The sequence below is a fragment of the Nonlabens ulvanivorans genome (assembly GCF_000732625.1).
Lineage (GTDB): Bacteria > Bacteroidota > Bacteroidia > Flavobacteriales > Flavobacteriaceae > Nonlabens > Nonlabens ulvanivorans.
In genome coordinates, this window is record NZ_JPJI01000032.1 from 805,686 (window position 1) to 831,694 (window position 26,009).

Sequence of the window (26,009 nt, forward strand, 5' to 3'; positions counted from 1 at the left end):
TAATGACAAGACAGCTAGCACACTCGCTACTTATAGCAGTAGTATTTTTATTAGGAACTACTATAAAGGCACAACAGGCAGATACACCTATTGGAAACGCCACAAAATATAAATTAGGCGATATTACTGTAACAGGTAGCCAGACTTATAACGAAAACACCGTAATAGCCTTCACAGGTCTACGCAAAGGAGATGAAATTTATGTTCCAGGTCAGCGATTAAGTGATGTGGTTAAAAAATTATGGGATTTAAAGCTATTCAGTGATATTAGATTTTATAAAACCAGTGTGATTCCTGATCCAGATGGTGGTGAGTTAGAAATCATCAACCTTGAATTAAATATTGTTGAGGTTCCTAACTTAAGCAATGTAGAAATAACTGGTATCAAAGAACGAAAAGCTAAAGACTTAAGAGATGAACTTAAGCTTACTAGTGGTCGTAAAGCAACTGAAAACCTGGTTACCAACACACGTAATTTTATTGAAAATAAATACAAAGATGACGGTTATTTATATGCAGATGCTTTAGTTCGTGTACGCGAAGTAATCGATACAACAGATCAAAGCACTAATCGTGTTGATATGAAAATCGATATTAATAAAGGTGAGAAAGTAAAAGTTGAAGAAATAACTTTTACTGGAAACCAGTTGATTGAAGACAAGAAGTTGCGTAAAGCAATGAAAAACACAAAACGTCGCAATCCTTTTAGGTTATTAAAAAGGTCTAAATATATCGAGGCAGACTATCAAGAAGATTTAAGCTCTGTTCTTGATATGTATAAAGAAAGAGGTTTTAGAGATGCCCGTATTATAGGCGATACTCTTATAAAAAACAGTGATAAAAGGATTTCTCTAGATATAGAGGTAGAAGAAGGTAAAAAGTATTATTTCGGTAATATAGAGTTTGTAGGGAATACTGTTTACACAGACGATCAATTAAGGAGAATATTGCAAGTTGATAAAGGTGATGTGTATAATGGAGTAGCGTTTTATGAACGTATTAGTAATCCACAAGATCCAGACTCTGATGATATCTCAAATCAATATCAAAATACGGGTTACCTATTCTCATCTGTAAATGCTGTTGAAACACGAGTGTATAATGACACCATAGATTTTGAAGTACGTATAGTAGAAGGTGAAGAAGCCTTCTTTAATAACATTACCGTTACTGGTAACACAAGAACTAATGACCACGTTATTTATAGAAATTTACAAACCACACCAGGTGAAAGATATTCTAGACAAAAAATTATTAACTCAATTCGTGAATTAGGTCAGCTAGGATTCTTTAATCCAGAAACGATTAATCCACAACTTAAAAATGTAAGTCAGCAAGACGGTACTGTCGACGTTGAATTTGAATTAGAAGAAGCAGGAGCTAGCCAGATCGAACTACAAGGTGGTTATGGTGGTGGTGGTTTTGTGGGTACACTAGGTTTACGTTTCAACAACTTTTCTTTACGTAACATTTTTAATGGCGAGGCCTATGAACCAGTGCCTATGGGTGATGGACAAACTCTTGCCATTAGAGCACAAGCAAGTACAATATTTAGAACATATAGTTTAAATTTTACGGAGCCGTGGTTAGGTGGTAAGAAACCAGTTTCATTTAATGTTTCGTTTTCACACAGTGAACAGTTTCGTGTTAATCAGCAAAATTTCAGAGAAGTCGATCGTAGTCAACGATTCTTAATTACTGGAGGAACCATAGGGATTGCTAAACGTTTAGAGTGGCCTGATAACTATTTCCAATTTTCACAAGCTTTATCATTCCAACATTATAACTTGAAGAATTATCAAACCTCTTTATTTAATTTTCCTAATGGTTTTTCAAACAATCTAGCATATACCATCGGATTAAGTAGAAATAATGTAGGTGTAAACCCTATTTTCCCTACTTATGGATCCTCATTCTCAATTACCGCAAAGTTAACTCCGCCATATTCCTTATTCAACGGTGTTGATTATGCTACATTAGAAGATCAAGAAGAATTCCAAACTAATGGTGAAGCTGATTTAGCAAAAATTGATCAAGAACGATTTAAATTCTTAGAATATTACAAAGTTAAATTCCAAGGTACATGGTATACTCGTCTATATGATAAGTTGGTTTTACAAACTAACACTGAGTTTGGTTTCTTAGGAGCTTATAATCAAGATCGTGGTCTTGTACCATTTGAACGTTTCTTTGTAGGTGGTGATGGATTAGGTGCGTTCTCATTAGATGGACGTGACATTATAAGAATGCGTGGATATGATAACTCATCATTAACTACAAATGCAGATGGAGATACCGTTTATAATAAATTCTCTTTTGAGTTGAGGTACCCTATATCTTTAGAGCAAGCAGCATCTATTTATGTATTATCATTTGCAGAGGCAGCAGGTAGTTATAACAATTTTAGAGACTATAACCCGTTTGAGGTTCAGCGATCTGCAGGTGCTGGATTGCGTATATTTATGCCAGCCTTTGGATTGTTAGGTATTGACTTTGGATATGGTTTTGATAAAGTGCCTACAGCAGTAAGTAATGATCCTAGTGGATGGAATGTTCACTTCATCATCGGGCAACAATTCTAAGAATGGCACGATATTTTCTATAAACACTTTGAGCTTATGAAAAATAAGATTTTTGTTATCAGTATAATGGCCTTTATGAGTTTCGCTTTCGCGAAAGCGCAAGGAGGAACTAGAGGTATTAGAGTAGGTTTCATTGATATGGAATATATTCTCGAGAATGTGCCAGAATATCAAAAAGCATCTCAACAGCTAGAGCAAAAGATGGGTAAATGGAAGCAAGAAATTGATGCCATGAGTCTAGAAGTACAACAAATGAAAGATGCTTTACAAAATGAAAGAGTCTTACTTACTAATGAGCTTATTGAAGAAAAAGAAGAAGATATTAAGATAAAAGAAGAAGAGCTTTTAAACTATCAACAAAAAAGATTTGGTCCTCAAGGTGATTTTGTTTTACAAAAAGAACAATTAATACAACCAGTACAAGATCAAGTTTTTAATGAAATACGTAAGATAGGAAGCCTTAAGAAATATGATTACATACTTGATAGTTCTGAGGCAGCAATGCTTTATAATGCAGAGCGTCATGATTTAAGTGATCAAGTTTTAAAAGCGATAGGAAGAACTGCAAAAATCGATTCTAGAAATAGAGGTAATGACAAAAAACCTACTAAAGAAGAATTGAGAGAACAAGAGAAAGAAGAACGTTACTTGTCTGTAGAAGAGGCAGAAACTGTAGAGAAAAAAGAAGAAGCAAAGGAACAACTAGTAAATGATAGAGAAAAGGCACGTCTAGAGAAGTTAAGAGTGCGTGACTCTATCAAAGCAGCCAGAGCTGCAAAGTTTCAAAAGCGTAGAGATAGTATCATCGAGGCTAGAGAGAGACGCAAGGATAGTATACTAAAAGCACGTGAAGAAAAGAAGAAGGCTAATCAAAAAACGCCTCCAGGCGGTGAATAATAACACGATACCATTATATTTGCAGCCGCATTAATAGAAGTTAAAGCAAAACAATAATTAATAATTAGAAAATGAAACAAGTAAAAACCCTTATAACAGCAGTAGTAGTGATGTTTCTTATGGCAGGAATCAACACAGTGCAAGCTCAAGCTACTCCTAGTAAAGTATGTCACGTAGCATCTCAAGAGTTAGTGGAACAACTACCTCAAGCTAAAGCTGCTGATAAACAACTAAGAGATCTTGCTAAGACTTATGAAGCAACTCTAGGTGAAATGGATAAGGAATTGCAAAACAAAGCTGAGCAATTAAAAAGTCTTGCTGAATCACGTAGCGATGAAGAAAATCAACGTGCTTATCAAGAGCTTATGGCTGGTCAAAAGAAACTTGAAGAGTACTACCAAAGTTCTCAACAAGCTATGGCTCAAAAAAGAACAGACCTTTTAAAGCCTTTATATAAGAAAGTACGTGACGCTATTCAAAAAGTAGCTCGTGCAAAAGGTTTTGATTATGTCCTAGACTCTACTACAGGAACAGGAGTAATCATGGCAGATGGTTATGATATCACTCCAGATGTAAAAAAAGAATTAGGTATTACTCAGTAATTAACTAATACTTATAAAAAAACCGCTTGGTACATCTAAGCGGTTTTTTTATGCGTTAAATTCTGGTAATCACATTATCTTTATGTCATGAGTAATTTACAGCCTATTGGATTTTTTGATAGTGGAGTTGGTGGTACTTCGGTGTGGAAAGAAGTTGTGCAATTACTGCCACATGAAAACACGATTTATCTAGCAGATAGCAAGCATGCGCCTTATGGACGTAAGCCTAAAAATGATATAACTCAGTTATGTGTTAAAAACACAGAGTATTTACTTAGTCGTGGTTGCAAGTTAATAGCTGTGCCTTGTAATACTGCAACCACTAATAGTATATCATATCTACGTGAACATTATGATGTGCCGTTTATAGGTATTGAGCCTGCTATAAAGCCAGCAGCGCTTAATAGTACTACAGGTAAGGTAGGGATTCTAGCCACGCAAGGAACATTATCTAGTGAATTGTTCAATAGAACTCAAAGAGCCTTTACAAAGGATGTAAACACTATAGAAATAGTAGGTACGGGCATTGTTGAACTTATAGAATCTGGCAAAAAGGATTCTGAAGAAATGAGAAACCTTTTGGTAGGTATTACAGAGCCTTTTATGATATCAGGTATAGATTATCTAGTATTGGGCTGTAGTCATTATCCTTACATTAAAGACATGTTACAAGAGCTGTTGCCTAGCCGTGTAAAAATCATAGATAGTGGAGCTGCTGTAGCAAGACAAACACTTCATATTTTAAAGGAGTTTAATTTACTAAATGATCAGACTTCGTTAGGTCATCATGAGTTGTATTCTAATCTCAATACTCAAGTGCTAGACTTGCTAACTGTTGAAGTCAATAATAGAAAAGTGGACTATCTAGACTTTTAACAAAAGAATTTAAATAGTTCTAATTTTCTACTGGGACTCACCGGTAATTCTATCTTGCCCAGAATGACACTGCCGCCTTTACCTTTCTTATAGGCTGTTACATGCGAGGCATTTATTAAATGAGACTTATGAATTCTACAAAAACCTTTATCGGTAAGCATATCCTCAAAATGTTTTAATGTTTTAGAAACTAATTTATGAGAGTTTGCTAAATAGACGTTTGTATAATTATCATCTGCACTGCAGTAAATAATATCCTTTACTGGTATAACTTCAAAACCTTCTTGTGTTGGAATAGTAATTTTATCATTTAATTGAGAGCTATCTTGTTCTTTTACAGAAAGGCCGATATTTACTTCTTCCTCACGCTCTTTAATACTTTTTACAATATCGACAGCTTTAATAAGCTCGTCTATTTCGATAGGTTTTAATAAATAATAAGCAGCCTGTTGATTTAGTGCTTCTTTTGCATATTGATCATAAGCAGTTACAAAAACTGTTTCAAAATCTCTATTTCCTAGTTTGTCTAGTAGGTCAAAGGCTGTTCCATAAGGCATTTCTACATCTAGAAATAAAATGTCAATGTCAGTTTTACGTAATAACTGTAGTGCCTCATCGACGTTTGATGCTTCAGCAAGAACTGTGACGTTAGGACAGTACTTAGACAGGTATTTCTTGAGAATCTCTCTAGAGATTTGCTCATCTTCTACAATGATCGCTTTTAAATTCATAGAGCATTTTTTAATTAGAAACAATCATTTTAACGGTGACTGCAGTCCCTATGTCTGGAGATAGGCCAGCATCATTTACTATCATTTCAATCTGGCAATCGTGCAATTCATTTAGTAATGCTACTCTGTTCATGACGTTGCCCAGGCCTTTACTTTCTCGTTTCTTTTGGTGTTCTGTTTTGAGCTCTTTGGACTTAGCTCTTCCTATTCCGTTGTCAGTTATGGTAACGATGATTTCGTTTTCTGCTTTCGCGAAAGCTACCTTTAAAAAGCCTTTCTCATCCTTATATCTCAATCCATGCCATACTGCATTTTCTATAATGGGCTGCAATAACATAGGTGGAACTTGTAAGGATGTACCTTCCAGTAATGGATCTACTATAAATTCATAATCAAACTTATCTTTAAATCGCTCGTGTTCTAGTTTGAGGTAAAGACCTAACAGTTCAGTTTCTTTTTCTAGTGGTATAAAATCTAATTCTGAATTCTCGAGAACACTGCGCATGAGCTTAGAAAAGTCTGCTAGATATTTATTTGCAGCACGTTCATCATTCATTGCGATATAACTATTTACAGAATTAAGTGCATTAAAAATAAAATGTGGATTCATCTGGCTGCGCAGTGATTTGAGCGCTAATAAATGGTTATTAATGCGTTGCTGTTTATTGTTGCGCCACATAAAATATGCGAGAGAAATCAATAAAAGACTTAAGGCAACCAGTGAGTAGATGATCCAGCGTTGTCGATTGTTAACCTGTTGGGTTAATTCACGCTCTGTATTAATTAGAGCGATTCTATTTTCTGTAAGTTCCCGATCTTTCTCAAGTGTTAAAATACGAGTTTGTCTATTTACTAAATCTTGTGCTTTACGAGTGTTTAAAGCTATTTCTTGTTCTTTTTGCTCATAAAGTCGGTCAACAGTTTCAATGTAAATCTCATTATATTTTAATGATTTTGCCGTGTTACCATTGGTGCGATAAAGTTTATAAAGATTACGCGCAGCCTCTTTTTTAGTATCTAGATCATCATTTGCACTAGCTTCCTTAAAACTGTTTTCAAAAGAAGCGATTGCTTCTACAAAATTATTTGTGGCTTTATAGGCTTCAGCAATTTTAAGTTGTTCTTTTTGTTTTGAGTATGCGGTTGTGACGTTATCCACAGGTGTATCTATAGGCGCGCCCACTTCTAGATCTTCCATAATGGTATCTTCCATCTCTATAATATTACTAGAGCTAGGTGTCTCAAGGTTAGTTACCGTCGCCTTTCTTTTTGCAGTACTAGCTTTATCAATAAGTTCGATATTTTTTTTACGCAAAGCAATTTCTTTATCGTATTGTTGATTGCTATTATAAAAATCTGCAGTGGCAGATTGTGTGACCACATTACTTATAATTCCTTCATTTTTTGAATCTTGAATGGCGTTACTATAATAAGACTCTGCAGTAGTGACTTGTCCTGTTGCATTATAAACATTTGCAATATTAGTGTTGAGTTGTGGTAATAATGCTTTTAAATTATTTGTCTGTGCAGTTTGTAAAGCTGCTTTATGATTTTTAAGCGCTGCCTCGGTATTGTTAGTTATTTCATAGATATTTCCTAATGTTGTATATGCAGTTACTATTTGTTGAGTGGATAGTCCTGTACTGCGGTTAGAAGACGTTTTTATTGATCTTTCATTAACAGTAAGAGCTTCCAGTATTTTGATCGCTTCTTGATAATTACCGTTGCTTTGTAGTGATTGGCCAAGTTTGAGTTGTCTTTGTGCTGTGTTTTCAGACTTAATCGCGGCTCTATAATTGGTAATCGCTAGGTCTGCTTGTTTGTTGAAAATGTATAAATCACCTAATGTTTCATAAGCACGAGCCTCTTTGCTAGTACTAATGCCACTAGAATTATTAGATAAAGCAGCAATTAAAAAGTCTGCCGTTTTTTGTGCATCCTTTTTAAGATAAACTTGGGCGCTATCCATTAACACTTCATAGCTCAATGATTTAAGGCGCTCTTTTTGTGAGAGGTCATCGATAACTTGAATCTCAATTTTATCATAACTTCTTATCGTATAATAAACAGTCTCAAAATCAGATCTCCTAATGATAATTTCATCACCTAGATTTGCTGGTATTTTAAAATAGCCTTGTAAATCTGTGGTTGCATATCGTCCCATAGGCCCTTCAATATTAACGCCAGATACAGGTTGTTTTTTATCGCTAATCACGCGTCCTTCTAGAACCATAGTGGTGCGTTCACTATTGGTCTTACGTGACTCATTACTTTGCGCCATAACCGTAGAGGTTAGACCCAAGGATAAAATTATATATAAGATTATTGCTCTCATTTCGGTTGTAAACTTAGGCATTAAAAGTTAGATAGATTCAAGCACTGTGCCGTTTATGGGCCGATTAGAGCTTATATATTTTGGTAATTAAGAAGTGTACTCGATAGAAATACCATTACACTCATTCATATACTGGTTTCACTCATTTGACATATTTATAAGAAAAGTATCCCAGTAGATTTGATTAAAATTCTAACAAAATGAAAATCATCTCAACGACATTTTTAATCCTTTGTACACTTAGTTTGAGTGCACAGCATTTAGGTAATTTTAATAACCAAGCCTCGCAAATGGAAATCTCGAGAGCTAATATTGCAACCGCAGATATGGGTAATGCGAGAGTGATAGGTTATAACACCAGCCCGGCTGCAAGCGTGACTTTACAACCCAGTAATATATTAAACTTAAGCTTGCGCAGTCTTTATAACGTTGAGGCAACAGATTACACAGCAGTTTTTAATATCAACCAGGTAGGTGAGACGGCTGATGAGACCACACAGTTAATGAGTGATAAAATTAATGCCATTAAAGCTGAATTAAAAGGTAAAGGTTTCAATGGTCAATTTGCTATTGACATGATATCTTTTATGCCTCAGTATGAAATAGAAGTGACTAAAAAGCTTTTCAGCAAAACATATACAGAGGTTCCGGTCGGTTTTGAATTACAACAAAACTTATTGATTTCTTACCGTGATGATGCCGACTTTGAAAAAATACTGTCGGCATGTGCCAGTGCCGAGGTTTATAACCTAGTTAAAGTAGATTATTATGTGAAAAACCTAGAGGCAATATATGCTGATCTACAAACTAAACTACTTGCCGAAGTAAAAAAGAAGAAAGAATACTATACAGCATTGGGTTTTGATATGGATGAATATGATGTCCACATGGCAGATGCAAAATATTACCATATGCCTAAGGATCACTATAAAAGTTATGTTGCAGCCAATAATATAAGTATGGATGCACTTAAACAGAAAAAAGGTGTGACACGTATTAAAAAACCTATCTCATATTATTATGATCCTATTCCTCATTCTGGTTATGATATTGTCGTAAATGCTGCTATTACTAGACCTGTAATACAACTAGGTATGGATTTAACATTGCGATATGTACCTAAGCCTGCAAAGCCAATTGCACCAGTTGCACCAGTAAAAGAGCCTAAACCTAAAGTGTATGTCATATCGCCTACAGGTCCAGTAGACATCAAACAACTACCTAACTCTTAAACGCAAAACCATGAATAATTTTCAAAATATATTACTAGTTACCGTATTAATAACATTCATTGCATGTAATGGAGCAGCTATGGGAAAACCTGTAAATGACAATATTCCAGAGGTTGCTTTATTGGAGAAAAAGCCTTCTCAACCTATTCAACCAGCAACTATTCAAATAGCATTACTACTAGATACGAGTGGTAGTATGAATGGATTAATAGATCAAGCTAAAACTCAATTATGGAATCTGGTAAACAAAATGACTTATGCGCAGTGTAATGAAGTACAGGCTAATATTGAAATCGCGTTGTATGAGTACGGTAATACTACAATTCCACAACAAGAAGATTTTTTAAGGCAGATTGTTCCTTTTTCTACAGATCTAGATTTAATAAGTAAAGAATTATTTGCCCTTGATACTAATGGTGGTGATGAGTATTGTGGTGCGGTAATTAATCACGCAACTAAAAATCTAGAATGGCGCAATGGTACTCAAGATTTAAAGATGTTATTTATAGCTGGTAATGAATCTTTTCTTCAAGGCAATACTTCTATAGATGACGTTATGAAAGATGCTTCTCAAAAAGATATTACTGTTAACACTATATTCTGTGGTGATGCACAAACAGGAATCTCTTTGAAATGGAAAAACGCTGCTTTTTTAGGGAAAGGAGAATACATGGTAATTGATCATAATCAGCAAACTCAATATGTGTCTACACCATATGACGACCAGATATTACAGCTGAATTCACAGTTAAACAGCACTTATATTTCTTACGGAAGTCAAGGTCAATCTAGAATTGCACAACAAAATTATATAGATAATCAAACGGCTGGTGTATCTGTAACAGCAAATGTAAATCGCAGTGTTGTAAAATCAAAAAGTGTATATAATAATGCAGCTTGGGATTTAATTGATGCAGCAGAGGATGAAGAGATGCTAGAAGATTTAATTCTAGCAAATAAAAAAACTCTAGACGCAGATTTAAAAGATAAATCTATTGAGGAAATAAAGGCTATAACTCTAGTGAAAAAGAAGGAAAGGGAAAGCGTGCAAAAGAGTATTATAGATTTGAGTGAGAAAAGAGAGGCTTATATAAAGTCGCAAAATGCTGGTGAAAATGGTCTAGAAAGCGCCATGATAAATGCGGTAAAAAAGAAAGCTGCCTTAAAAAATTATACATGGAAATAGTTGTAAGGATGTAGAGGTTGTTTTATCGCGCTTTCGCGAAAGCGTAATAAAACAACCTTTTAATTTTTAAAACAACATCTAATCCATAAGACTGACAAGCTGTTGAAAAATGCTCTTTGAATTGCCGTAACTAGCGGTAACAGAATCGTATTTTTGATGCTCACTCATAAGTATACGGTTTGTCAAAGAAGGTTAAGAAGGTCACTCCATTAATGCAACAGTACAACAGGATAAAGACTAAATATCCAGATGCGTTGTTGCTTTTCCGTGTTGGAGATTTTTATGAAACCTTTGGAGAGGACGCAATTAAGACTGCACGTATTTTAAATATTGTCTTAACCAGTAGAAATAATGGTGGAGAACCTATTGAACTAGCAGGTTTTCCTCATCATTCTATGAATACCTACTTACCTAAATTAGTAAAAGCAGGTGAGCGAGTTGCTATTTGCGATCAATTAGAAGATCCCAAGCAAACTAAAACGATAGTAAAAAGAGGTGTTACTGAGTTAATCACACCTGGTGTAGCACTTAACGATGAGGTGCTGCAGTCCAAAAGCAACAACTTTTTAGCCGCTGTATCTGTAAATAAGAATATTTATGGTGTAGCGTTTTTAGACATTTCTACAGGTGAATTTTTAGTGAGTCAAGGGTCAAGAGAAGAAATTGATAAACTGTTGCAAAACTTCAATCCTAGCGAGGTATTAATTAATCGTAAGGATAAGACGCTATTAAAAAATGACTTCCCTTATGATTTGCCGTATTTCTTTTTAGAAGATTGGGTGTTCCAAATAGATTTTGCCCATGAATCGTTATTAAAACATTTTAAAATCAATTCTTTAAAGGGATTTGGTATTGAAAAATTAGAAGAATCCATCGTTTCTGCTGGTGCAATCTTACATTACTTAGAAGAGACACAACATAACAAGGTAGATCATATTGCTGGAATCTCTAGAATCGCAGACGAGGATTATGTGTGGATGGATCGATTTACTGTGCGCAATCTTGAACTGTATCAAGCATTAAGTACAGGAGCAGTCACTCTGATAGATATTATAGATCAAACTACAACGGCAATGGGTGGTCGAATGTTGAAAAGATGGTTAGCATTTCCATTAAAAAATAAACAGCAGGTAGAGAAAAGACATGATATAGTGGAGTTTTTTACAAAATCTGCAGAAACTTTGAATGCGATTAAACTTGAGTTTAAACGCATGAGTGATTTAGAGAGGTTAGTTTCTAAAGTTGCGGTAGGGAAAATATGTCCTCGAGAGGTTGTACAACTTAAAAATAGTCTTGAGGCCATTGAGCCAGTAAAAAAAATAGCTGAAAGTTCTGGAAATAAAGCCTTACAAGTATTAGGGGATAGCCTTAATGCTTGTACACACATGACTCAATTAATTAAAGAGTCTATATATGAGGAAGCTCCTGTAAATATTTTAAAGGGTAGAACCATCGCTGCTGGTTATAATAGTGAGTTAGACGAGTTGAGAGGTCTCGCTAATAGTGGGAAAGAGTATCTGGATAACATGCTTGCAAGACACACAGAAGAGACTGGTATAACCAGTTTAAAAATTGCTAGTAACAACGTATTTGGATATTATATTGAGGTGAGAAATACTCACAAAGATAAAGTTCCAGAAGAGTGGATTAGAAAGCAAACACTGGTTAATGCAGAGCGATATATTACTGAGGAATTAAAGGAGTATGAATCAAAAATTTTAGGAGCTGAAGAGCGTATTAACGCTCTTCAGCAAGAGCTTTTTGATAAAATAGTTCAGGAAATAGTGCCTTTTATAAAAGTGATTCAAAATAATGCTCAATTAATTGGACAATTGGATTGTTTGATATCATTTGCTGCACATGCTGTCCAAAGCAATTATGTTAGACCGCAACTATTAGAAGGTGACGCTTTAGAAATAACAGGTGGTAGACATCCCGTAATTGAAAAGATGCTTCCTGCAGATAAGCCATATATACCCAATGATGTTTTATTAGATAGAGATCAACAGCAAATCATAATGATTACTGGTCCTAACATGAGTGGTAAGTCGGCAATATTGAGACAGACAGCATTGATTGTACTACTTGCACAAATGGGAAGTTTTGTTCCTGCGACAGATGTTAAAATGGGTATTGTAGATAAAATTTTTACTCGAGTAGGTGCAAGTGATAATATTTCTCAAGGAGAATCTACATTCATGACAGAAATGAATGAAAGTGCTAGCATACTTAACAACATTAGTAAAAGTAGTTTAGTGCTGCTAGATGAAATAGGAAGAGGAACAAGCACCTACGATGGGATTTCTATAGCGTGGGCGATTACTGAGTACTTACATGAACATCCTTACATGCCTAAAACTCTTTTTGCAACTCATTATCATGAATTAAATGAGATGACGGAAATGTTTGACCGTATCAAGAACTTTAATGTTGAGGTAAAGGAATTAAAGGATAAAGTATTATTTATGCGAAAACTTATACCTGGAGGTAGTCATCATAGTTTTGGTATTCATGTGGCAAAGATGGCAGGAATGCCACAGCAAGTCATTAAAAAAGCAAATAAAATTTTAAAAAGACTTGAAAAGAGTCATCAACAAGAGGATTCTAAAAAAGTTTTGCAGGATACTCAAGAAGAAGAATTGCAATTGAGTTTTTTCAACCTAGACGACCCTTTGTTGCAAAACATTAAAGAAGAGATACTTATGGTTGATATAGATACGCTTACTCCAGTAGAAGCACTCATGAAACTTAACGAGATTAAACGTATGCTTCAAGGAAAATAATTTTTATCAAATAATTTTAATTGAAACGCTTTGCAGATAAAGGAAAGTTGTTAAATTTGCACTCGCTTTGAAAAGCTTTTGAGTTTTTCAATTTTGCGAAAGTAGCTCAGGGGTAGAGCATCACCTTGCCAAGGTGGAGGTCGCGGGTTCAAATCCCGTCTTTCGCTCAAAAGTTTGTTCTTAAAAAGATTTTAATAATACCAATGATGTGTCGTGGACACAATCGCTCGAGTGGTGGAATTGGTAGACACGTTGGACTTAAAATCCAATGGGTAGTAATGCCCGTACGGGTTCAAGTCCCGTCTCGAGTACAAAGAGGTTATCTAGAAATAGGTAGCCTCTTTTTTATTATAATAATTTTTGAGAAATTGATTTATGTAGAGCTTTTAAGGTAGTAGCTTTAATATTGATGTATAACAAAACCGCCTTTTAGGCGGTTTTGTTTTTTAAAGAGAAAGTGGATTATTTTCCAATCATTTTCTTTCCAGCTTCAGTCGCTTTATCTGCAGCACCTTTAGCAGCATCACCAGCGTTATCAACTGCAGTGTTAGCAGCGTCTTTAGCTCCATCTACGGCTTTGTTAGCAGCATCTTTCACGTCACCAGCAGCACTTTCTACAGCTTCACCAGCGTCATCTAAAGCATCTTTTGCATTGTCTAACCCTTCTTTAGCAGCGCCAGTTGCATTGTCAGCAGCATTTTCAATTGCGTCACCAGCATTTTCAATACCGTCCTGTGCACTTTCTACAGCGTCACCAGCAGCGTCCATTGCATCGCCAGCAGCATCTCCTGCAGCATCTGCAGCATTTTCAACGCCGTTTGCAGCATCTTCCATTCCTTTTTCTACTTCTCTACATCCTACTGCGAACATAAGAGAAAGAGCCATCGCTCCGATAAATAATTTTTTCATTTTGAGGTAGATTTATTGATTTATTAAACAAATGTATACTTTTTGATTAAATAACTTAATTTCTAAATTATAAATAGCTATTTATCGATTAGTTGTATGATTTCATCTATGATTTGAAGTTGAATGGTTGATTTCGTAATTGGATTTCAAAAAATCATCAGAGGTTCTTTAAAGTTTTTCACTTAGGTATTTCCAATATCTTTTAGGAACATGCTGCACATGTAGTTTGAGGTTTTTTCTTGACTTTATATTGGTACTTTGAAAATATTGATTCCATAGATCTCTATAATTATTTTCTTTTTCTTGAAAACCAGTCGTTAATTCAATATTGTTCTTATTAGAAGTAGCAGTGGTATTTAATATTCCTCGTTGACCTTTAGGAGTTTTAAAGTCTATATAAACTTCTTGTACTATATTTTGATCGTAGCTTATTCCATAGTTCCGACTCAAATCATATATGACCCAATTTTGATCAGCATATCTGTTTTTGAAATGTTTTGTAATTAAGGGTAAAACATTGAAGTCTGGTTCGATATTAGCATAGTAGGTTTTTTCATCTATTAAGTGAAACCTAACAAATGCCTCCATTCGATGCTTTTCACGACCTACCATCTTTGCTGCTTGTGCAATTTTTAATACACTTGGGTTAGTGAAATCACCGCTTGGTGTTTTTTGCTTTTGGAAAGTGGATTTTATATATTCATATATAGTATTTTCTATTCCATTTATTTCACTTAAGAAAGCGCAATAGACTTGATGTGAGTCTCTATAATTGCATAGAGATTCAAAACGGTTCCATACTCGTTTTGCTTTATCAATATCTGTGGTAATGACCTCCATACCGTCAAAAAGATTTTTTTGTGTTTTGGAAGCTTTAGAAATAATAGGTGATTTTATTTTATGATCATAGATGATAAAAATCGTAGTTAATAATCCATTTAAACTACCATCATATAATAAAGTGGTAGTCATGAGAATAAATTGAGTTGATTGTTAAAGTTTTTATGATACTTACTATTAGAGTTAAGCATGATTAAGTTTTTAATTTTAGAACTAGTAAGATCTCTAGTCTCAAAATCGCGTGAGTCACAGGTCATGAAATATTTAGATCGATTCATAGAGATTCCTATTGCTTTCAAGTGTTGCCAATTTAGTTTTCTATATCTTCTGGCTCTTATAATTTTACCTACAGATCGCATTCCTATTCCTGGCACTCGAGCTATCATTCTTTTATCTGCTTTATTAATGTCTATAGGGAATTGGTCTAGGTTGCGCAATGCCCACGATAGTTTAGGATCTATATCCATATCAAGATTTTGATGAGTTTCATTTAATATTTCTTGAATATTAAAACCATAAAATCTTAATAACCAGTCGGTCTGATAAAGCCTATTTTCTCTCATCATGGGCACCTCTGTACCTATTGCTGGTAATCTAGAGTCGTTTGCCACAGGTATGTATCCTGAATAGTAAACACGTTTCATTTGAAATTTATTATAAAAGAAATTTGCGCTATACATAATGTCGCGATCACTCTCACCTGTAGCACCTACTATCATTTGAGTACTTTGACCAGCTGGAGCATAAATAGGTGTATTTTTAATAAGTTTTTTTTCAGATTTATATATTTGAATAGAGTTTTGAACCGCTTTCATAGGTTTAATAAAATCTTTATGATCTTTATCTGGTGCTAGTAGTTTCAATCCAGCCTTAGTTGGGATTTCAATATTTACAGATAATCGATCTGCATATAACCCAGCTTCTTGCATCAGTTCATCGCTAGCACCTGGAATGGACTTAAGATGTATATAACCATTGAAATTCTCTTCCTCTCTCAGCTTTTTTGCTACTCTAATCAATCTTTCCATTGTAGCATCAGGACTTTTAAAAATTCCAGAACTCAAAAACAATCCTTCAATGTAATTGCGGCGGTAAAAATTAATAGTAAGATCTACCACTTCTTGTACAGTAAAAGCGGCACGTTTGATATCATTAGACTTTCTAGTCACACAATAGGCACAATCAAAAATGCATACGTTCGTCAATAAAATTTTAAGTAATGATACACAGCGACCATCTTCAGTATGGGTATGACATATACCCATACCGCTAGAATCACCTAGACCTTTGTTCTTATTTTGCCTTTTACTTCCACTACTGCTGCAGCTCACGTCATATTTTGCAGCATCTGCTAGAATTTCTAATTTCTCTTTTATTCTCTCGTAATTCATGTGTATAGACTATTCAGACTTTTATTTGAACTCTTTTATATAATGATTGCTTTATTCTTATTATTAGATGAGAATCAATCAGTTTTACTTGACTTTCTCGATACTCTAGGTTGATGTATTTTTATTTTTCAAGAGGTAATTCTAGCTTACGATACCCATTACCATTTCCCATTCTACGATCTCGTAAGTTGGATTGCTTTTCTAAACGTTGCATGGTTTGGGGATTCTCTTCTGCATACCTCGGATCTTGAATATAATCGGCCTTATGCATGTTGTGTACCTCAATAGAAAAGAAATCAAATTCTTCTACCACCTTACCATATATTTTATAGATTCCGCTTCCGCGAAAGCTGATCTTAGAGGCCACAGGAGGAAACATAACCGTATCGAAAAAGTCACCGTTAATGTCTAAAAACGTACCGAACTGCATGCGCTTGCCTTTAGCAGTATGAGTGGTTTTAATGTTTACAACATAGCCATACATTAATATCATTTTATTGTGATGTGCTATCATTTCTGTACGGCCGTAATGATTTTGAGGTGGCTCTAACAGTAAATCAAAATGAGAGCACAAAGGAAACCCTAGAAGTTCTATTTGTTCATAAGCCATCTCTAAAGCGGTTGTGTGTAATCTGGGTATACTTGCTTTCTGATGCTCAGTAACAAATAATTTATTCTGTATATACTTTTGAGGTGACTTATCTAATTTAAAATGTGCGTGCCATAACAATTCATAGCGATCTATTCCTGTAAATCTAAAAGCATCTATGCGTATCAAAAGAGCTAATTGGTCAATGCTTATGAGTACTCGATCTATGAAATCTTCTAAGGATTTAAAAACTCCATTAAGATGACGCGCCTCTATTATGCGTATCATAGTTTTTTTCTCTAGCTCTTTGAGATAGCTATAGCCCAGGTAGATACTAGTTCCTTTTATAGTATTAGCAATATCGCTATGGTTAACACACGGTGATTCTATAGTTGCACCACACATCTTTGCTTCATGAACATAGAGCTCAGGCCTGTAAAAACCACCACCATTATTTAATGTGGCTACCATATACTCTAGTGGAAAGTATCTTTTAAGATAAAGACTTTGGTAACTTTCTACAGCATACGATGCAGAATGGCCTTTTGCAAAAGCATAACCAGCAAAACTCTTTATTTGATTCCAAATTTCTTGTGTCTGTTTAGGATCATGGCCTATATCGATACAGTTTTTAAAATACTTTTGTTCCACCTTTTGAAACTCTTCACGAGAACGATATTTTCCGCTCATTCCACGTCTCAATACATCTGCCTCAGCAAGATCTAGCTTTGCATAGTAGTGAGCAACCTTAATGACGTCTTCCTGATAGACCATAATACCATAAGTTTCTGGCATTATTTCTTGCATAATGGGATGTGCTTCTTTGCGCTTTTCAGGATAGCGTGTACGCAAAATAAACTCGCGCATCATACCACTTTGGGCTACACCTGGACGTATGACAGAACTTGCAGCAACCAGTCCTATATAATCATTAGTGGCTAGTTTGCTCAATAGCATTCTCATCGCTGGTGATTCTATATAAAAACAACCTATGCATTTTGCTTGTGAGATCATGTTATTAATCTCTGGATCTAGCATAAATTTTTTCACATCGGTTTGTAGATTTGCTATAGTCGCATCGGGTTGATTGTACTTAATGATCTCTATGCTATCACGTATTTTCCCTAGGCCACGCTGTGCTAGAATATCAAATTTGTGAATCCCAGCATCCTCAGCAATGTGCATATCAAATTGAACCGTACGATAACCTTTAGGCGGTAAACTGGTAGCACTGTAGTAATGAATAGGTTTTTCCGTGATTAAAATTCCGCCAGCGTGTATGCTTGTATAATTAGGCATGCCTTTTATTAAATGACTGTATTTTAATACCAGTTGGTGCATTTGATCTAGTTGCTCTAGTTGAAAATGGCCAGTGGTAAGCATATCTATATCTGTTTTAGGCAACCCAAAAACTTTACCTAATTCTCTTACTACTGCTCGATATTGAAAAGTATTATAAGTGGCTAGCAGCGCTACATTATTAAATTCATTGAATATAAAGCGTGTAATATCTTCTCTGTCGTCCCATGCAAAATCGATATCAAAATCTGGTGGACTGGTTCTATAGTCATTAATAAAACGTTCAAAGTATAGATCTAGTTCTATCGGATCAACCTCTGTGATTTTAAGTAAATAAGCTAAAATGCTATTTGCACCACTACCACGACCTACATAAAAAAATCCTTTACTGCGAGCATATTCACAGATGCGCCAATTGATTAAAAAATATGCAACAAAACCTTTTTTATGGACTATACCTATTTCTTTTTCTATGCGCTCAATAACAACTGTCTTATCCTCTCTGTCTCCATATCTATCCTTAATGCCTTCATAAGCTAACTTTCTCAGTTTTGCATAATCTGCTTCTTTACTAGTGCTGTAGACTTGTTGATTTGCGTTAAGTTGTGCGTTTTCAAAATTGAAACTGACATGACATTGTGATAATAATTGTGTCGTGTTTTGAAGGATTATCGGATATTCTTTAAAAACTTTTTTTAATTGAGAAACTGGAATCATTTGTTGCTCAACATTACCTTGTTGCGACTCTGGTAGCTGACTCAAAAGAATATTTAGGTCTATACAGCGCAATAGGCGATGTGCGTTATAGTCTTTTTTAGACCTAAAACTTACTGTTTGCATCACAACCATTTTATCCAGCATGTTTACATAACTAGTAAATGGCATTTTACGTAATGTGGTTGTAGAGACACCTATGAATTCGCTTTCGCGAAAGCGAACTTTATCAAGCTCTATTACTTTATCAAACGGATATATAAGGTATACATTATCAAAGGCTGGTGGCTCTGAAGGAAATGGAATTTTATTTTCTAGATGATACGATAGAAAAGTATTAAGCTCTTGAAACCCATCATTGTTTTTTGCAATACCAACGTATTGTTGATGATGATTGTTTCTGAAATCTATACCTAGCACGCCATGTAGTTGATGTTGTGCACATAGTCTTATAAAATTTAAACAGGCGCTGGTGTTGTTAATATCTGTAAGGACAATTGTTTTCACACCATTTTCTAGGGCTAGATCAATGAGATCTTGCTCATTAAAAGTGCCATAACGCAAAGAGTAATATGTGTGATTATTTAAATACAAGTTGAGTATTTTATTGTTTACGATGTGCTAGGACTACTGGTGGTAGCCCATTAAATGGATTTAACATTCTGCCTATGGTTCTTGATTCCATTCCAGCTGCTCTCATAACAGTCCTGTCTCCATATTTTTCTCTTATTTTATCTAATGCTTTATATAAATTCATAGAGGTTTCATTATCGTCAAAGAGGTTGATCTGATAGTGACCGTTAACAATGTGAGAGAATTTTATTCCTATTAATCTTATCAATAATCGACGATTGTAAAGTTTTTCAAAGATTTCTATGATATGTGGAATTAAAATATGATCTGCACTGCAATAAGGGATGCGCATTTGTTTAGTATACGTGTTAAAGTCAGAGTATTTTATTTTAACATTAATGCAACCAGTTAACTTATCACCACGCCTTAATTGAAAAGCTAGGTTTTCTGTCATGGCAATTAGAATGGATTTGAGTTTTTTAATATCTATGGTGTCGCGATCAAAAGTGCGCTCTGTACTAATAGATTTACGTTCATTAAATGCGACGACTGGTCTGTTATCTATTCCTTGTGCACGTCGCCATATCAGGCCTCCATTTTTACCTAGTACATTAATCATCATTTCTTCAGGCATTTCTTGAATGGTGTGGATACGTTTAATGCCTAGATGTCTCAATGTTTGATATGTTTTATCACCTACTTGTGGTATTTTTTTTATTGAAAGTGGTGCTATAAAAAGTTTTTCTGTCCCTTCAGAAATCATAAGTTGACTGTTTGGTTTTGCCTCACCTGTCGCGATTTTTGAAACCACCTTGTTTGTAGATAGACCAAAGGATATAGGTAATCCAGTCTCGTCGATGATTTTTTTACGTATTGCTGTTGCTAGTTTATAACATCCATAAAAGCGATCTGTTCCAGACAGGTCTGCATAAAATTCATCAATACTAGATTTTTCAAAAAGAGGAGTTTCTTGTTTGATAATTTCAGTCACCTCATCAGAGTGTTTTGAATAAATACCAGCATTACCTCTTATCACCACAGCTTCTGGGCATAGTTGTTTTGCTAGTTTCATAGACATACCACTATGGACACCATAACCTCTAGTTTCATAACTACAGGCTGCTACAACGCCACGATCACTAGTCCCACCTACTAATATCGGACGATTTGTAAGACGTGCATCCATTTTTCTCTCTACAGAAACATAGAAAGTGTCGAGATCTAAATGTAGGATTTGTTTATCGCTCATAGCTTTTATTCTTTGAAGTGGTGTGATAGTTTTAATTACACATTGCTTAAAACAAGCGGTCAAAAAACCTCACAAGATTTTTCCTGTGAGGTTTATAGGCTATAACTCGTTTTTATTTATGTCTACAGTTTAATTAATCGGTCATGTTTTTAATAACTAAATCATTTACTGTAGGTTCCATAAAACTTACAAAGCCTTCTTTTTCAATTTCATTTTTAAAATGAATACCATTTTGAGACAGTACTTCATTTAGTGTGTGATACACCTTATGTATAAGGTCTTCTGTTTCGGCTATTTTATCTGACCAAGATTTCACTTTGTAAACTACCTTCATAGTTGTTTGGTGTCCTGTTTTTCTTGACACCATAAGTTGTTCTACTCGTTGTGTCAGTTCTGTTTTTATGAGTTCTATGTTCATATCCTGATACATTTTTAAAATAAAATGAATTGATCTCCTTCTACCAGACGTTCTTCCCTTATAGTAAATGAATGGTCCTCTGCATATTTAAGGCGCTCGTATAAACAGCGGTCATAATCTTTAAATAATTTCTCGCCAGTAGGTTTTAATAATTCAAGACCATTTGCATCTGGTTTTTTAATCTTTTGAGATATAGGGTAAGCATTAAAACCTTTAGAGTCAAAAGGCTTCATTAACTTTGAAATCTCGGTAATACTTAAGTCAGGTTGTATCCAGCGTTGCTCATCTTCTTTACTTAAAATTACTGGTGATCTATGATGACCTATACGGTTGATTAATCTGTTTGCCGTTGTAGTAACCATGGCTACCGTATGATGAATTTCTCCAGTAAGTGGATGTTGCCATGAATCATGTATACCAGCTATAGCAAATGGGCCACGATCACGATTAGGATAAACCAGAAAAGGCTTGTTTAATTTCTCTTGCTTTGGACCTTCAATAAAAGCATCTACTAAAATTAAACATCGTTGAGATTTAATGGCATGTCTGAACATAGGTTTATTAAATATTCCTAATGTTCCCTTATAATCCATTTCATTTTCTATGTTATTACTGCCTTCACTACGGGCATTTAACATGTAGGTTTGCTTATGTGCCCAGTGTGGTGTAAAACCATAAGTAAATAGTTGAATTTCACCAGGAGCTTCACTTGTAATTACAGGAAGTTGCTCACCAGCAGATATATTTACATTCTCTGGCAATTGAACATTGTTTTTAAAGACAGCATTAAAGCGCTTTTCTAATTGCTCTTGCGGTGTTATTATAGTTGCTCTTCCACACATAATATTTTGTTTTATGGAAATATTCCAAGAATCATTCCGTTTTACATTTCAAATATATGGAATAATTCCAATAACTTGGAAATAATCCTATGTTAAAATTGGAATTATTCCTAAAAGGCCTATATTTGTTCTATGGCACAAGAGATATCTATAGAGGCACAACGCTTTAAAAAAGTAAGAGAAGAGTTAGGGAAAACCCAATCTGAGTTTGCAGAACTGCTTGACGCAGGAAGTACAACTGCAGATATTGAACGAGGTAAAAAGAAAATTACTGGTAAAATTGTGACCGAGCTCTTGCGTCAGTTTCATATAAACCCATTATGGTTATATGGCAATAGTTATAATAAACATTTAGAAACCACCTCGAGCACAGCCCCTAAAATTATAAGTATGGATACTAGTGATCGAGAAAATATGATCATGGTACCTATAAAAGCCAGTGCAGGTTATGCTACTAATGTGCTAGATACTGATTGGTATCAAGATTTGCCTGCCTTTAGCATTCCTTTACCTCAATATAAGGAAGGTAGTTTTAGAGCTTTTCAAGTGCGCGGCGATAGTATGTTACCTGTATTACAACCTGCAGAATGGGTAATGGGTAAAGCAGTAGAAAGTGTAAGACAAGCAAATGATAACCGCATACATGTGGTGGTAACGGCAGACACGGTTGTTGTAAAAAAACTGCGCAAGTCTGAGATAAGTGATTTAGTAAATCTTATTTCTTTAAATAGAGATTATCCAGTTATAGAACAATCCATTTCTGAAATTAAAGAGCTTTGGGAAGTAAATTCAAAGTTGAGCTTTGATTTAGATGTCCATGAAGGTGAAGAAGCCATGATTTCTTTAAAACAAGGCTTGGATAGTTTGCGCGATGAGATTGCTCAGCTTAAAAAATAGGTGTAGAATAGGAAGTTTTTGTAATTCGCTTTCGCGGAAGCGAACTACTTATAAACACGCTAACTTAATGGAACATTAATCATGAGTTTTTATAAACTATATAATTTCTTACGAGACCTACAAAAAAACAATTCTAAAGACTGGATGGATGAGAATAGGTCACAATATCTAGAGGTGCGCAACTGGTATATCCAATGGCTAGACGAATTGAATACAGAACTAGCTAAAGTTGATAAGGATTATCATGATACACCAGGTCGTAAAGCGATTAATCGTATTAATAATAATTTGATGTTTCACCCAAATAAACCGGTTTATAAAGATCATTTTGGTGCTGGAATGGACCTTGCAGCAAATGGGAAGCAAGGTGATTTTTATATACACCTAGGGACACGAGAATCTTTTATCGCTGGTGGATTTTATAAACCTAAAAAAGAAATTCTTAGCTCATTAAGGGATGCTATAGATTATAATGGAGCTGATTATAAAAAGATTCTCAATAAAAAGTCTTTTAAAGACACTTTTCATATCATTAATGATGGCGATTCCTTAAAAACAGCACCTAAGGGATACTCTCAAGATCATGAGCATATCGACTTATTGCGATTAAAAACATTTGCGGTTCAACACGATTTAACACAAAATGAAGTGCAAGCTGATGATTTTAAAGCAAAGTGTATTGAGGTTTATAAAGAAATGAAACCTTTTAGAGCTTATCTAAATAAAGCAGTTACAGTTTAATCTTCTTTATAAAATACCTTAAACTCTGCGCCGATACCATAATTATCATGACCACTGCGCACTAGGGAAGAATTTGGGTTGTAATTAAGATCAAATGGAACCCATTCTTTATTATTATAAAAAATACGTCTTACCCAGGTTTGTTTTCCTTCTACCTCATTAGTAAATGGTAATAAAGGTCTATAGGTGGTAGATACTTTTTGTAGACCTCTTACAGTCTGTATTTCTCTATACTTTTTGGCTTTAATTAATTTCCCATCTGGTGTAGTGTATCCTAAAATTTGAATGGCAGCAAATATTCCTGTTTTAGGAATATTAATATTTAAATAATCGATATCAATCTCTACGATATCATCTGATTTTTCAGTTACGACATAAGTTATACTAGGATAAAAAGAGCGATGTGACGGCTGTCCATTTTCAACATCATAAAACATAATTCTCACCATTGTAGAAAATGCTCTTAGCTTTCCTTTTTTACTAACTTGACTTTCTTCCTTTACAATAGGAAATTGTAATTGTGATATACGTGTAGGTTGATTGTCTATTCTATTAAATCGAACAGCGATTTCTGATTCTACAGTTGGTAACCAGCAATTAAAGTAATTATCATGCGCTATGGGTTTCTGCTTTTTCTTTTTGAACTTACCATTGAGTTCTGCACTAAGCATAACAGCCTCTAATTGATCTGCTTCTTGAGTCAATAGTATTTCAGTATTCACCAAGTTTGCTGCAACAGTTAGGTCTTGATAGCCTATTGATGATATGTAAAGAGAATCTACGTCTTTATAAAGCTTCTTAGTAAATCTGAAAATACCGTCATCATCTGCAAAAGTTCCCTTACCATTACCAAAACTTATCGTCGCAAAGGGAACTCCTTTTTTAGAAGTAGCATCTTTGATGGTAATGTCCTGACCTGTTGAGATTAAAGAACATATTAATACACTAAGAAATAACCAGTTTTTCATCAATTTGTTTTAAATAATTAAGCACTTCTCGAGTAGCACCTGTATTACTATTAATCCAGTGTCCACAAATCATTCCAGTTTTATCTCTCAAGAAATCATCTGTTAGTAGTTGATCCATAATTTCCATCAACTCGTCAGGCGTTGATACTGAAAATAATCCGCCTAAATCTTCCAACTTACCAGCTTCTGGAAATTTTTTATAGTTCTTACCTATGATAACAGGCACGCCATAGGTAGCTGCCTCTAGTATATTATGTAAACCGCTAGTTCCCATCGCTCCACCTACATAGGCAATTGTAGCATAACTATAAACCTTAGTTAATAAACCTATAGTGTCGATAACTAAAATATTGCTTTGTTGTAAGGCGGTAACACTTTTGGGCGTCAACGTTTTTTGATTTCGCTTCAAAGAAGACCATAGTATAGGTTCATCATCGAGCTGTCCCACAAGTTGTTTTATCTTATCTGATCCAGTTTCATGCGGAGCAATAACAACTTTACAATCACCAGATTCATAGTTTTCTCTGAGCCATTTTTGTAGCACTTGAATATCTTCTGGCCAGCTACTACCTACTACAAGACATTTTTTATCACCTATAAATCTATCTAAGAAATCGAGTTGATTGTCTCGTTCAATAAGATGACTCGCACGATCAAATCGGGTATCACCGCTAACTCTTGCATTAAGATAGCCTAATCGGTTAAGGTTTCTATAAGAATCTTCATTTTGTAAAAAGAAATGATTTATTGCTTTTAAGTATTTAGTCATCCAGCTCCCATACCATTTGTTAAACGACATGTTTTCTCTAAAAACTCCACTAACTAATATGGTCTTGATATCTCGTTTTTTGAGCTCCTTTAAGTAATTGGGCCAGAATTCGTACTTCACCATAATGGCTAGTGACGGCTCTACAATCTCAACAAATTTTGATGCGTTAGCAGTAGTATCTAAAGGTAGATAACAAACGGTATCTACTAGTGTTGTGTTTTTTTTGTTTTCATAACCGCTTGGTGAAAAGAAGGTTAGGACAATTTGATAGTTTTCTCTATTTAATTTTTCTAATACAGGAACTACTTGTTCAAATTCACCAAGACTAGCAGCGTGCACCCATATTTTAGGCATCGTTTTCTTAATACTTTGATCTAATATATCCCAACTATGAGCGCGGCCTTTAGCTCCTAGTTGAAGTTTTTTATTAAAAACGCCAGCGATAGGTAATAGGGCTTTAGTAATGGTAATAAGACTGTCGTATAATAATTTCAATCTAATAGGTTTTAATCAAAAATAACATAAAAATAACGTTTGGGAAGACCCGTGATTATTATGTATTTTTACGAGACTCATCACAGTAGTC

General features: G+C 34.8%; 20 protein-coding genes and 2 tRNA genes. 11 read left to right on the forward strand and 11 right to left on the reverse strand.

The features are described from left to right. The first annotated feature begins 2 nt into the window (after nucleotides 1–2). The 4 genes from bamA to murI all read left to right on the forward strand — a co-directional run bounded on the left by bamA (nucleotide 3) and on the right by murI (nucleotide 4,957). Nucleotides 3–2,582: an outer membrane protein assembly factor BamA gene (gene bamA, locus IL45_RS10805; protein WP_036583754.1), complete on the forward strand. Its 2,580-nt coding sequence runs from the start codon at nucleotides 3–5 to the stop codon at nucleotides 2,580–2,582. 36 nt (nucleotides 2,583–2,618) lie between these two features. Continuing rightward, complete coding sequence (locus tag IL45_RS10810; protein ID WP_036583757.1) at nucleotides 2,619–3,479, forward strand: OmpH/Skp family outer membrane protein; 861 nt, start codon at nucleotides 2,619–2,621, stop codon at nucleotides 3,477–3,479. A 71-nt stretch (nucleotides 3,480–3,550) separates the two neighbouring features. Beyond that, on the forward strand, nucleotides 3,551–4,081 hold the full coding sequence (locus IL45_RS10815; protein ID WP_036583761.1) for an OmpH/Skp family outer membrane protein: 531 nt from the start codon (nucleotides 3,551–3,553) through the stop codon (nucleotides 4,079–4,081). Between the two features lie 87 nt (nucleotides 4,082–4,168). Further along, nucleotides 4,169–4,957: a glutamate racemase gene (gene murI / locus IL45_RS10820; protein ID WP_036583763.1), complete on the forward strand. Its 789-nt coding sequence runs from the start codon at nucleotides 4,169–4,171 to the stop codon at nucleotides 4,955–4,957. Here murI and IL45_RS10825 read toward each other — a convergent pair. Both IL45_RS10825 and IL45_RS10830 read right to left on the reverse strand, forming a co-directional pair. Continuing rightward, nucleotides 4,954–5,688, reverse strand: a complete 735-nt coding sequence (locus IL45_RS10825) for a LytR/AlgR family response regulator transcription factor (protein WP_036583765.1) — start codon at nucleotides 5,686–5,688, stop codon at nucleotides 4,954–4,956. The genes murI and IL45_RS10825 overlap by 4 nt on opposite strands. Before the next feature lie 10 nt (nucleotides 5,689–5,698). Further along, nucleotides 5,699–7,969 (reverse strand): tetratricopeptide repeat-containing sensor histidine kinase, encoded by a 2,271-nt coding sequence (locus IL45_RS10830; protein ID WP_051788714.1) that lies wholly within the window; start codon nucleotides 7,967–7,969, stop codon nucleotides 5,699–5,701. A gap of 254 nt (nucleotides 7,970–8,223) precedes the next feature. On the opposite strand from IL45_RS10830, the gene IL45_RS10835 reads away from it, so the two are divergent. From IL45_RS10835 to IL45_RS10855, 5 genes are all read left to right on the forward strand, one after another. Further along, nucleotides 8,224–9,255 carry an SIMPL domain-containing protein gene (locus IL45_RS10835; protein ID WP_036583767.1) on the forward strand — a complete coding sequence of 344 codons (1,032 nt, stop codon included), beginning with the start codon at nucleotides 8,224–8,226 and terminating at the stop codon, nucleotides 9,253–9,255. A 10-nt stretch (nucleotides 9,256–9,265) separates the two neighbouring features. Beyond that, on the forward strand, nucleotides 9,266–10,441 hold the full coding sequence (locus tag IL45_RS10840; RefSeq protein ID WP_036583770.1) for a vWA domain-containing protein: 1,176 nt from the start codon (nucleotides 9,266–9,268) through the stop codon (nucleotides 10,439–10,441). A gap of 179 nt (nucleotides 10,442–10,620) precedes the next feature. Then, the gene (mutS, locus tag IL45_RS10845) at nucleotides 10,621–13,224 is read left to right on the forward strand and encodes a DNA mismatch repair protein MutS (protein ID WP_036583772.1); all 2,604 of its coding nucleotides are present in this window, start codon (nucleotides 10,621–10,623) and stop codon (nucleotides 13,222–13,224) included. A 95-nt stretch (nucleotides 13,225–13,319) separates the two neighbouring features. Then, nucleotides 13,320–13,391, forward strand: a tRNA-Gly gene (locus IL45_RS10850). Nucleotides 13,392–13,449: 58 nt separating this feature from the next. Then, nucleotides 13,450–13,535, forward strand: a tRNA-Leu gene (locus IL45_RS10855). Between the two features lie 151 nt (nucleotides 13,536–13,686). Here IL45_RS10855 and IL45_RS10860 read toward each other — a convergent pair. From IL45_RS10860 to IL45_RS10890, 7 genes are all read right to left on the reverse strand, one after another. Then, nucleotides 13,687–14,133: a hypothetical protein gene (locus IL45_RS10860; RefSeq protein WP_036583774.1), complete on the reverse strand. Its 447-nt coding sequence runs from the start codon at nucleotides 14,131–14,133 to the stop codon at nucleotides 13,687–13,689. A 168-nt stretch (nucleotides 14,134–14,301) separates the two neighbouring features. Beyond that, a complete protein-coding gene (locus IL45_RS10865) occupies nucleotides 14,302–15,105 on the reverse strand; it encodes a TIGR03915 family putative DNA repair protein (protein ID WP_036583776.1) in 804 nt (267 codons plus the stop codon). Continuing rightward, entirely contained in the window at nucleotides 15,102–16,364 is a 1,263-nt protein-coding gene (locus IL45_RS10870) for a putative DNA modification/repair radical SAM protein (protein WP_036583779.1), read from the reverse strand. Before IL45_RS10870 ends, IL45_RS10865 begins: the two co-directional genes overlap by 4 nt. A gap of 121 nt (nucleotides 16,365–16,485) precedes the next feature. Continuing rightward, nucleotides 16,486–19,560, reverse strand: coding sequence for a DNA polymerase III subunit alpha (locus IL45_RS10875; protein ID WP_170062949.1), 3,075 nt, complete (start codon nucleotides 19,558–19,560; stop codon nucleotides 16,486–16,488). A 10-nt stretch (nucleotides 19,561–19,570) separates the two neighbouring features. Beyond that, entirely contained in the window at nucleotides 19,571–20,788 is a 1,218-nt protein-coding gene (dinB, locus tag IL45_RS10880; protein WP_036585273.1) for a DNA polymerase IV, read from the reverse strand. Nucleotides 20,789–20,921: 133 nt separating this feature from the next. Continuing rightward, nucleotides 20,922–21,206 carry a hypothetical protein gene (locus IL45_RS10885; RefSeq protein WP_036585279.1) on the reverse strand — a complete coding sequence of 95 codons (285 nt, stop codon included), beginning with the start codon at nucleotides 21,204–21,206 and terminating at the stop codon, nucleotides 20,922–20,924. A gap of 14 nt (nucleotides 21,207–21,220) precedes the next feature. Continuing rightward, a complete protein-coding gene (locus IL45_RS10890; RefSeq protein ID WP_036583781.1) occupies nucleotides 21,221–22,048 on the reverse strand; it encodes an SOS response-associated peptidase in 828 nt (275 codons plus the stop codon). 132 nt (nucleotides 22,049–22,180) lie between these two features. Between IL45_RS10890 and IL45_RS10895 the strand changes: the two genes are divergently transcribed. Further along, nucleotides 22,181–22,945 (forward strand): LexA family transcriptional regulator, encoded by a 765-nt coding sequence (locus IL45_RS10895; RefSeq protein ID WP_036583784.1) that lies wholly within the window; start codon nucleotides 22,181–22,183, stop codon nucleotides 22,943–22,945. Nucleotides 22,946–23,026: 81 nt separating this feature from the next. Continuing rightward, nucleotides 23,027–23,686, forward strand: coding sequence for a DUF2461 domain-containing protein (locus IL45_RS10900; RefSeq protein WP_036583787.1), 660 nt, complete (start codon nucleotides 23,027–23,029; stop codon nucleotides 23,684–23,686). Here the strand turns inward: IL45_RS10900 and IL45_RS10905 are convergent. Together IL45_RS10905 and IL45_RS10910 are read right to left on the reverse strand one after the other, a co-directional pair. Beyond that, nucleotides 23,683–24,654, reverse strand: a complete 972-nt coding sequence (locus IL45_RS10905; RefSeq protein WP_036583789.1) for a carboxypeptidase-like regulatory domain-containing protein — start codon at nucleotides 24,652–24,654, stop codon at nucleotides 23,683–23,685. The genes IL45_RS10900 and IL45_RS10905 overlap by 4 nt on opposite strands. Then, complete coding sequence (locus IL45_RS10910) at nucleotides 24,632–25,918, reverse strand: 3-deoxy-D-manno-octulosonic acid transferase (protein ID WP_036583792.1); 1,287 nt, start codon at nucleotides 25,916–25,918, stop codon at nucleotides 24,632–24,634. The genes IL45_RS10905 and IL45_RS10910 overlap by 23 nt, the downstream gene beginning before the upstream one ends. Between the last annotated feature and the right edge of the window lie 91 nt (nucleotides 25,919–26,009).

Bases quoted from the DNA above. Each gene is read 5' to 3' on its own strand.
- IL45_RS10830 (WP_051788714.1), bottom strand. From the start codon at position 7,969: ATGGCGCAAAGTAATGAGTCACGTAAGACCAATAGTGAACGCACCACT.
- dinB (WP_036585273.1), bottom strand. From the start codon at position 20,788: ATGAGCGATAAACAAATCCTACATTTAGATCTCGACACTTTCTATGTT.
- IL45_RS10810 (WP_036583757.1), top strand. From the start codon at position 2,619: ATGAAAAATAAGATTTTTGTTATCAGTATAATGGCCTTTATGAGTTTC.
- IL45_RS10865 (WP_036583776.1), bottom strand. From the start codon at position 15,105: ATGACTACCACTTTATTATATGATGGTAGTTTAAATGGATTATTAACT.
- murI (WP_036583763.1), top strand. From the start codon at position 4,169: ATGAGTAATTTACAGCCTATTGGATTTTTTGATAGTGGAGTTGGTGGT.
- IL45_RS10840 (WP_036583770.1), top strand. From the start codon at position 9,266: ATGAATAATTTTCAAAATATATTACTAGTTACCGTATTAATAACATTC.
- IL45_RS10835 (WP_036583767.1), top strand. From the start codon at position 8,224: ATGAAAATCATCTCAACGACATTTTTAATCCTTTGTACACTTAGTTTG.
- IL45_RS10900 (WP_036583787.1), top strand. From the start codon at position 23,027: ATGAGTTTTTATAAACTATATAATTTCTTACGAGACCTACAAAAAAAC.
- IL45_RS10895 (WP_036583784.1), top strand. From the start codon at position 22,181: ATGGCACAAGAGATATCTATAGAGGCACAACGCTTTAAAAAAGTAAGA.
- IL45_RS10885 (WP_036585279.1), bottom strand. From the start codon at position 21,206: ATGAACATAGAACTCATAAAAACAGAACTGACACAACGAGTAGAACAA.
- IL45_RS10860 (WP_036583774.1), bottom strand. From the start codon at position 14,133: ATGAAAAAATTATTTATCGGAGCGATGGCTCTTTCTCTTATGTTCGCA.
- IL45_RS10890 (WP_036583781.1), bottom strand. From the start codon at position 22,048: ATGTGTGGAAGAGCAACTATAATAACACCGCAAGAGCAATTAGAAAAG.
- bamA (WP_036583754.1), top strand. From the start codon at position 3: ATGACAAGACAGCTAGCACACTCGCTACTTATAGCAGTAGTATTTTTA.
- IL45_RS10815 (WP_036583761.1), top strand. From the start codon at position 3,551: ATGAAACAAGTAAAAACCCTTATAACAGCAGTAGTAGTGATGTTTCTT.
- IL45_RS10825 (WP_036583765.1), bottom strand. From the start codon at position 5,688: ATGAATTTAAAAGCGATCATTGTAGAAGATGAGCAAATCTCTAGAGAG.
- IL45_RS10870 (WP_036583779.1), bottom strand. From the start codon at position 16,364: ATGAATTACGAGAGAATAAAAGAGAAATTAGAAATTCTAGCAGATGCT.
- IL45_RS10905 (WP_036583789.1), bottom strand. From the start codon at position 24,654: ATGAAAAACTGGTTATTTCTTAGTGTATTAATATGTTCTTTAATCTCA.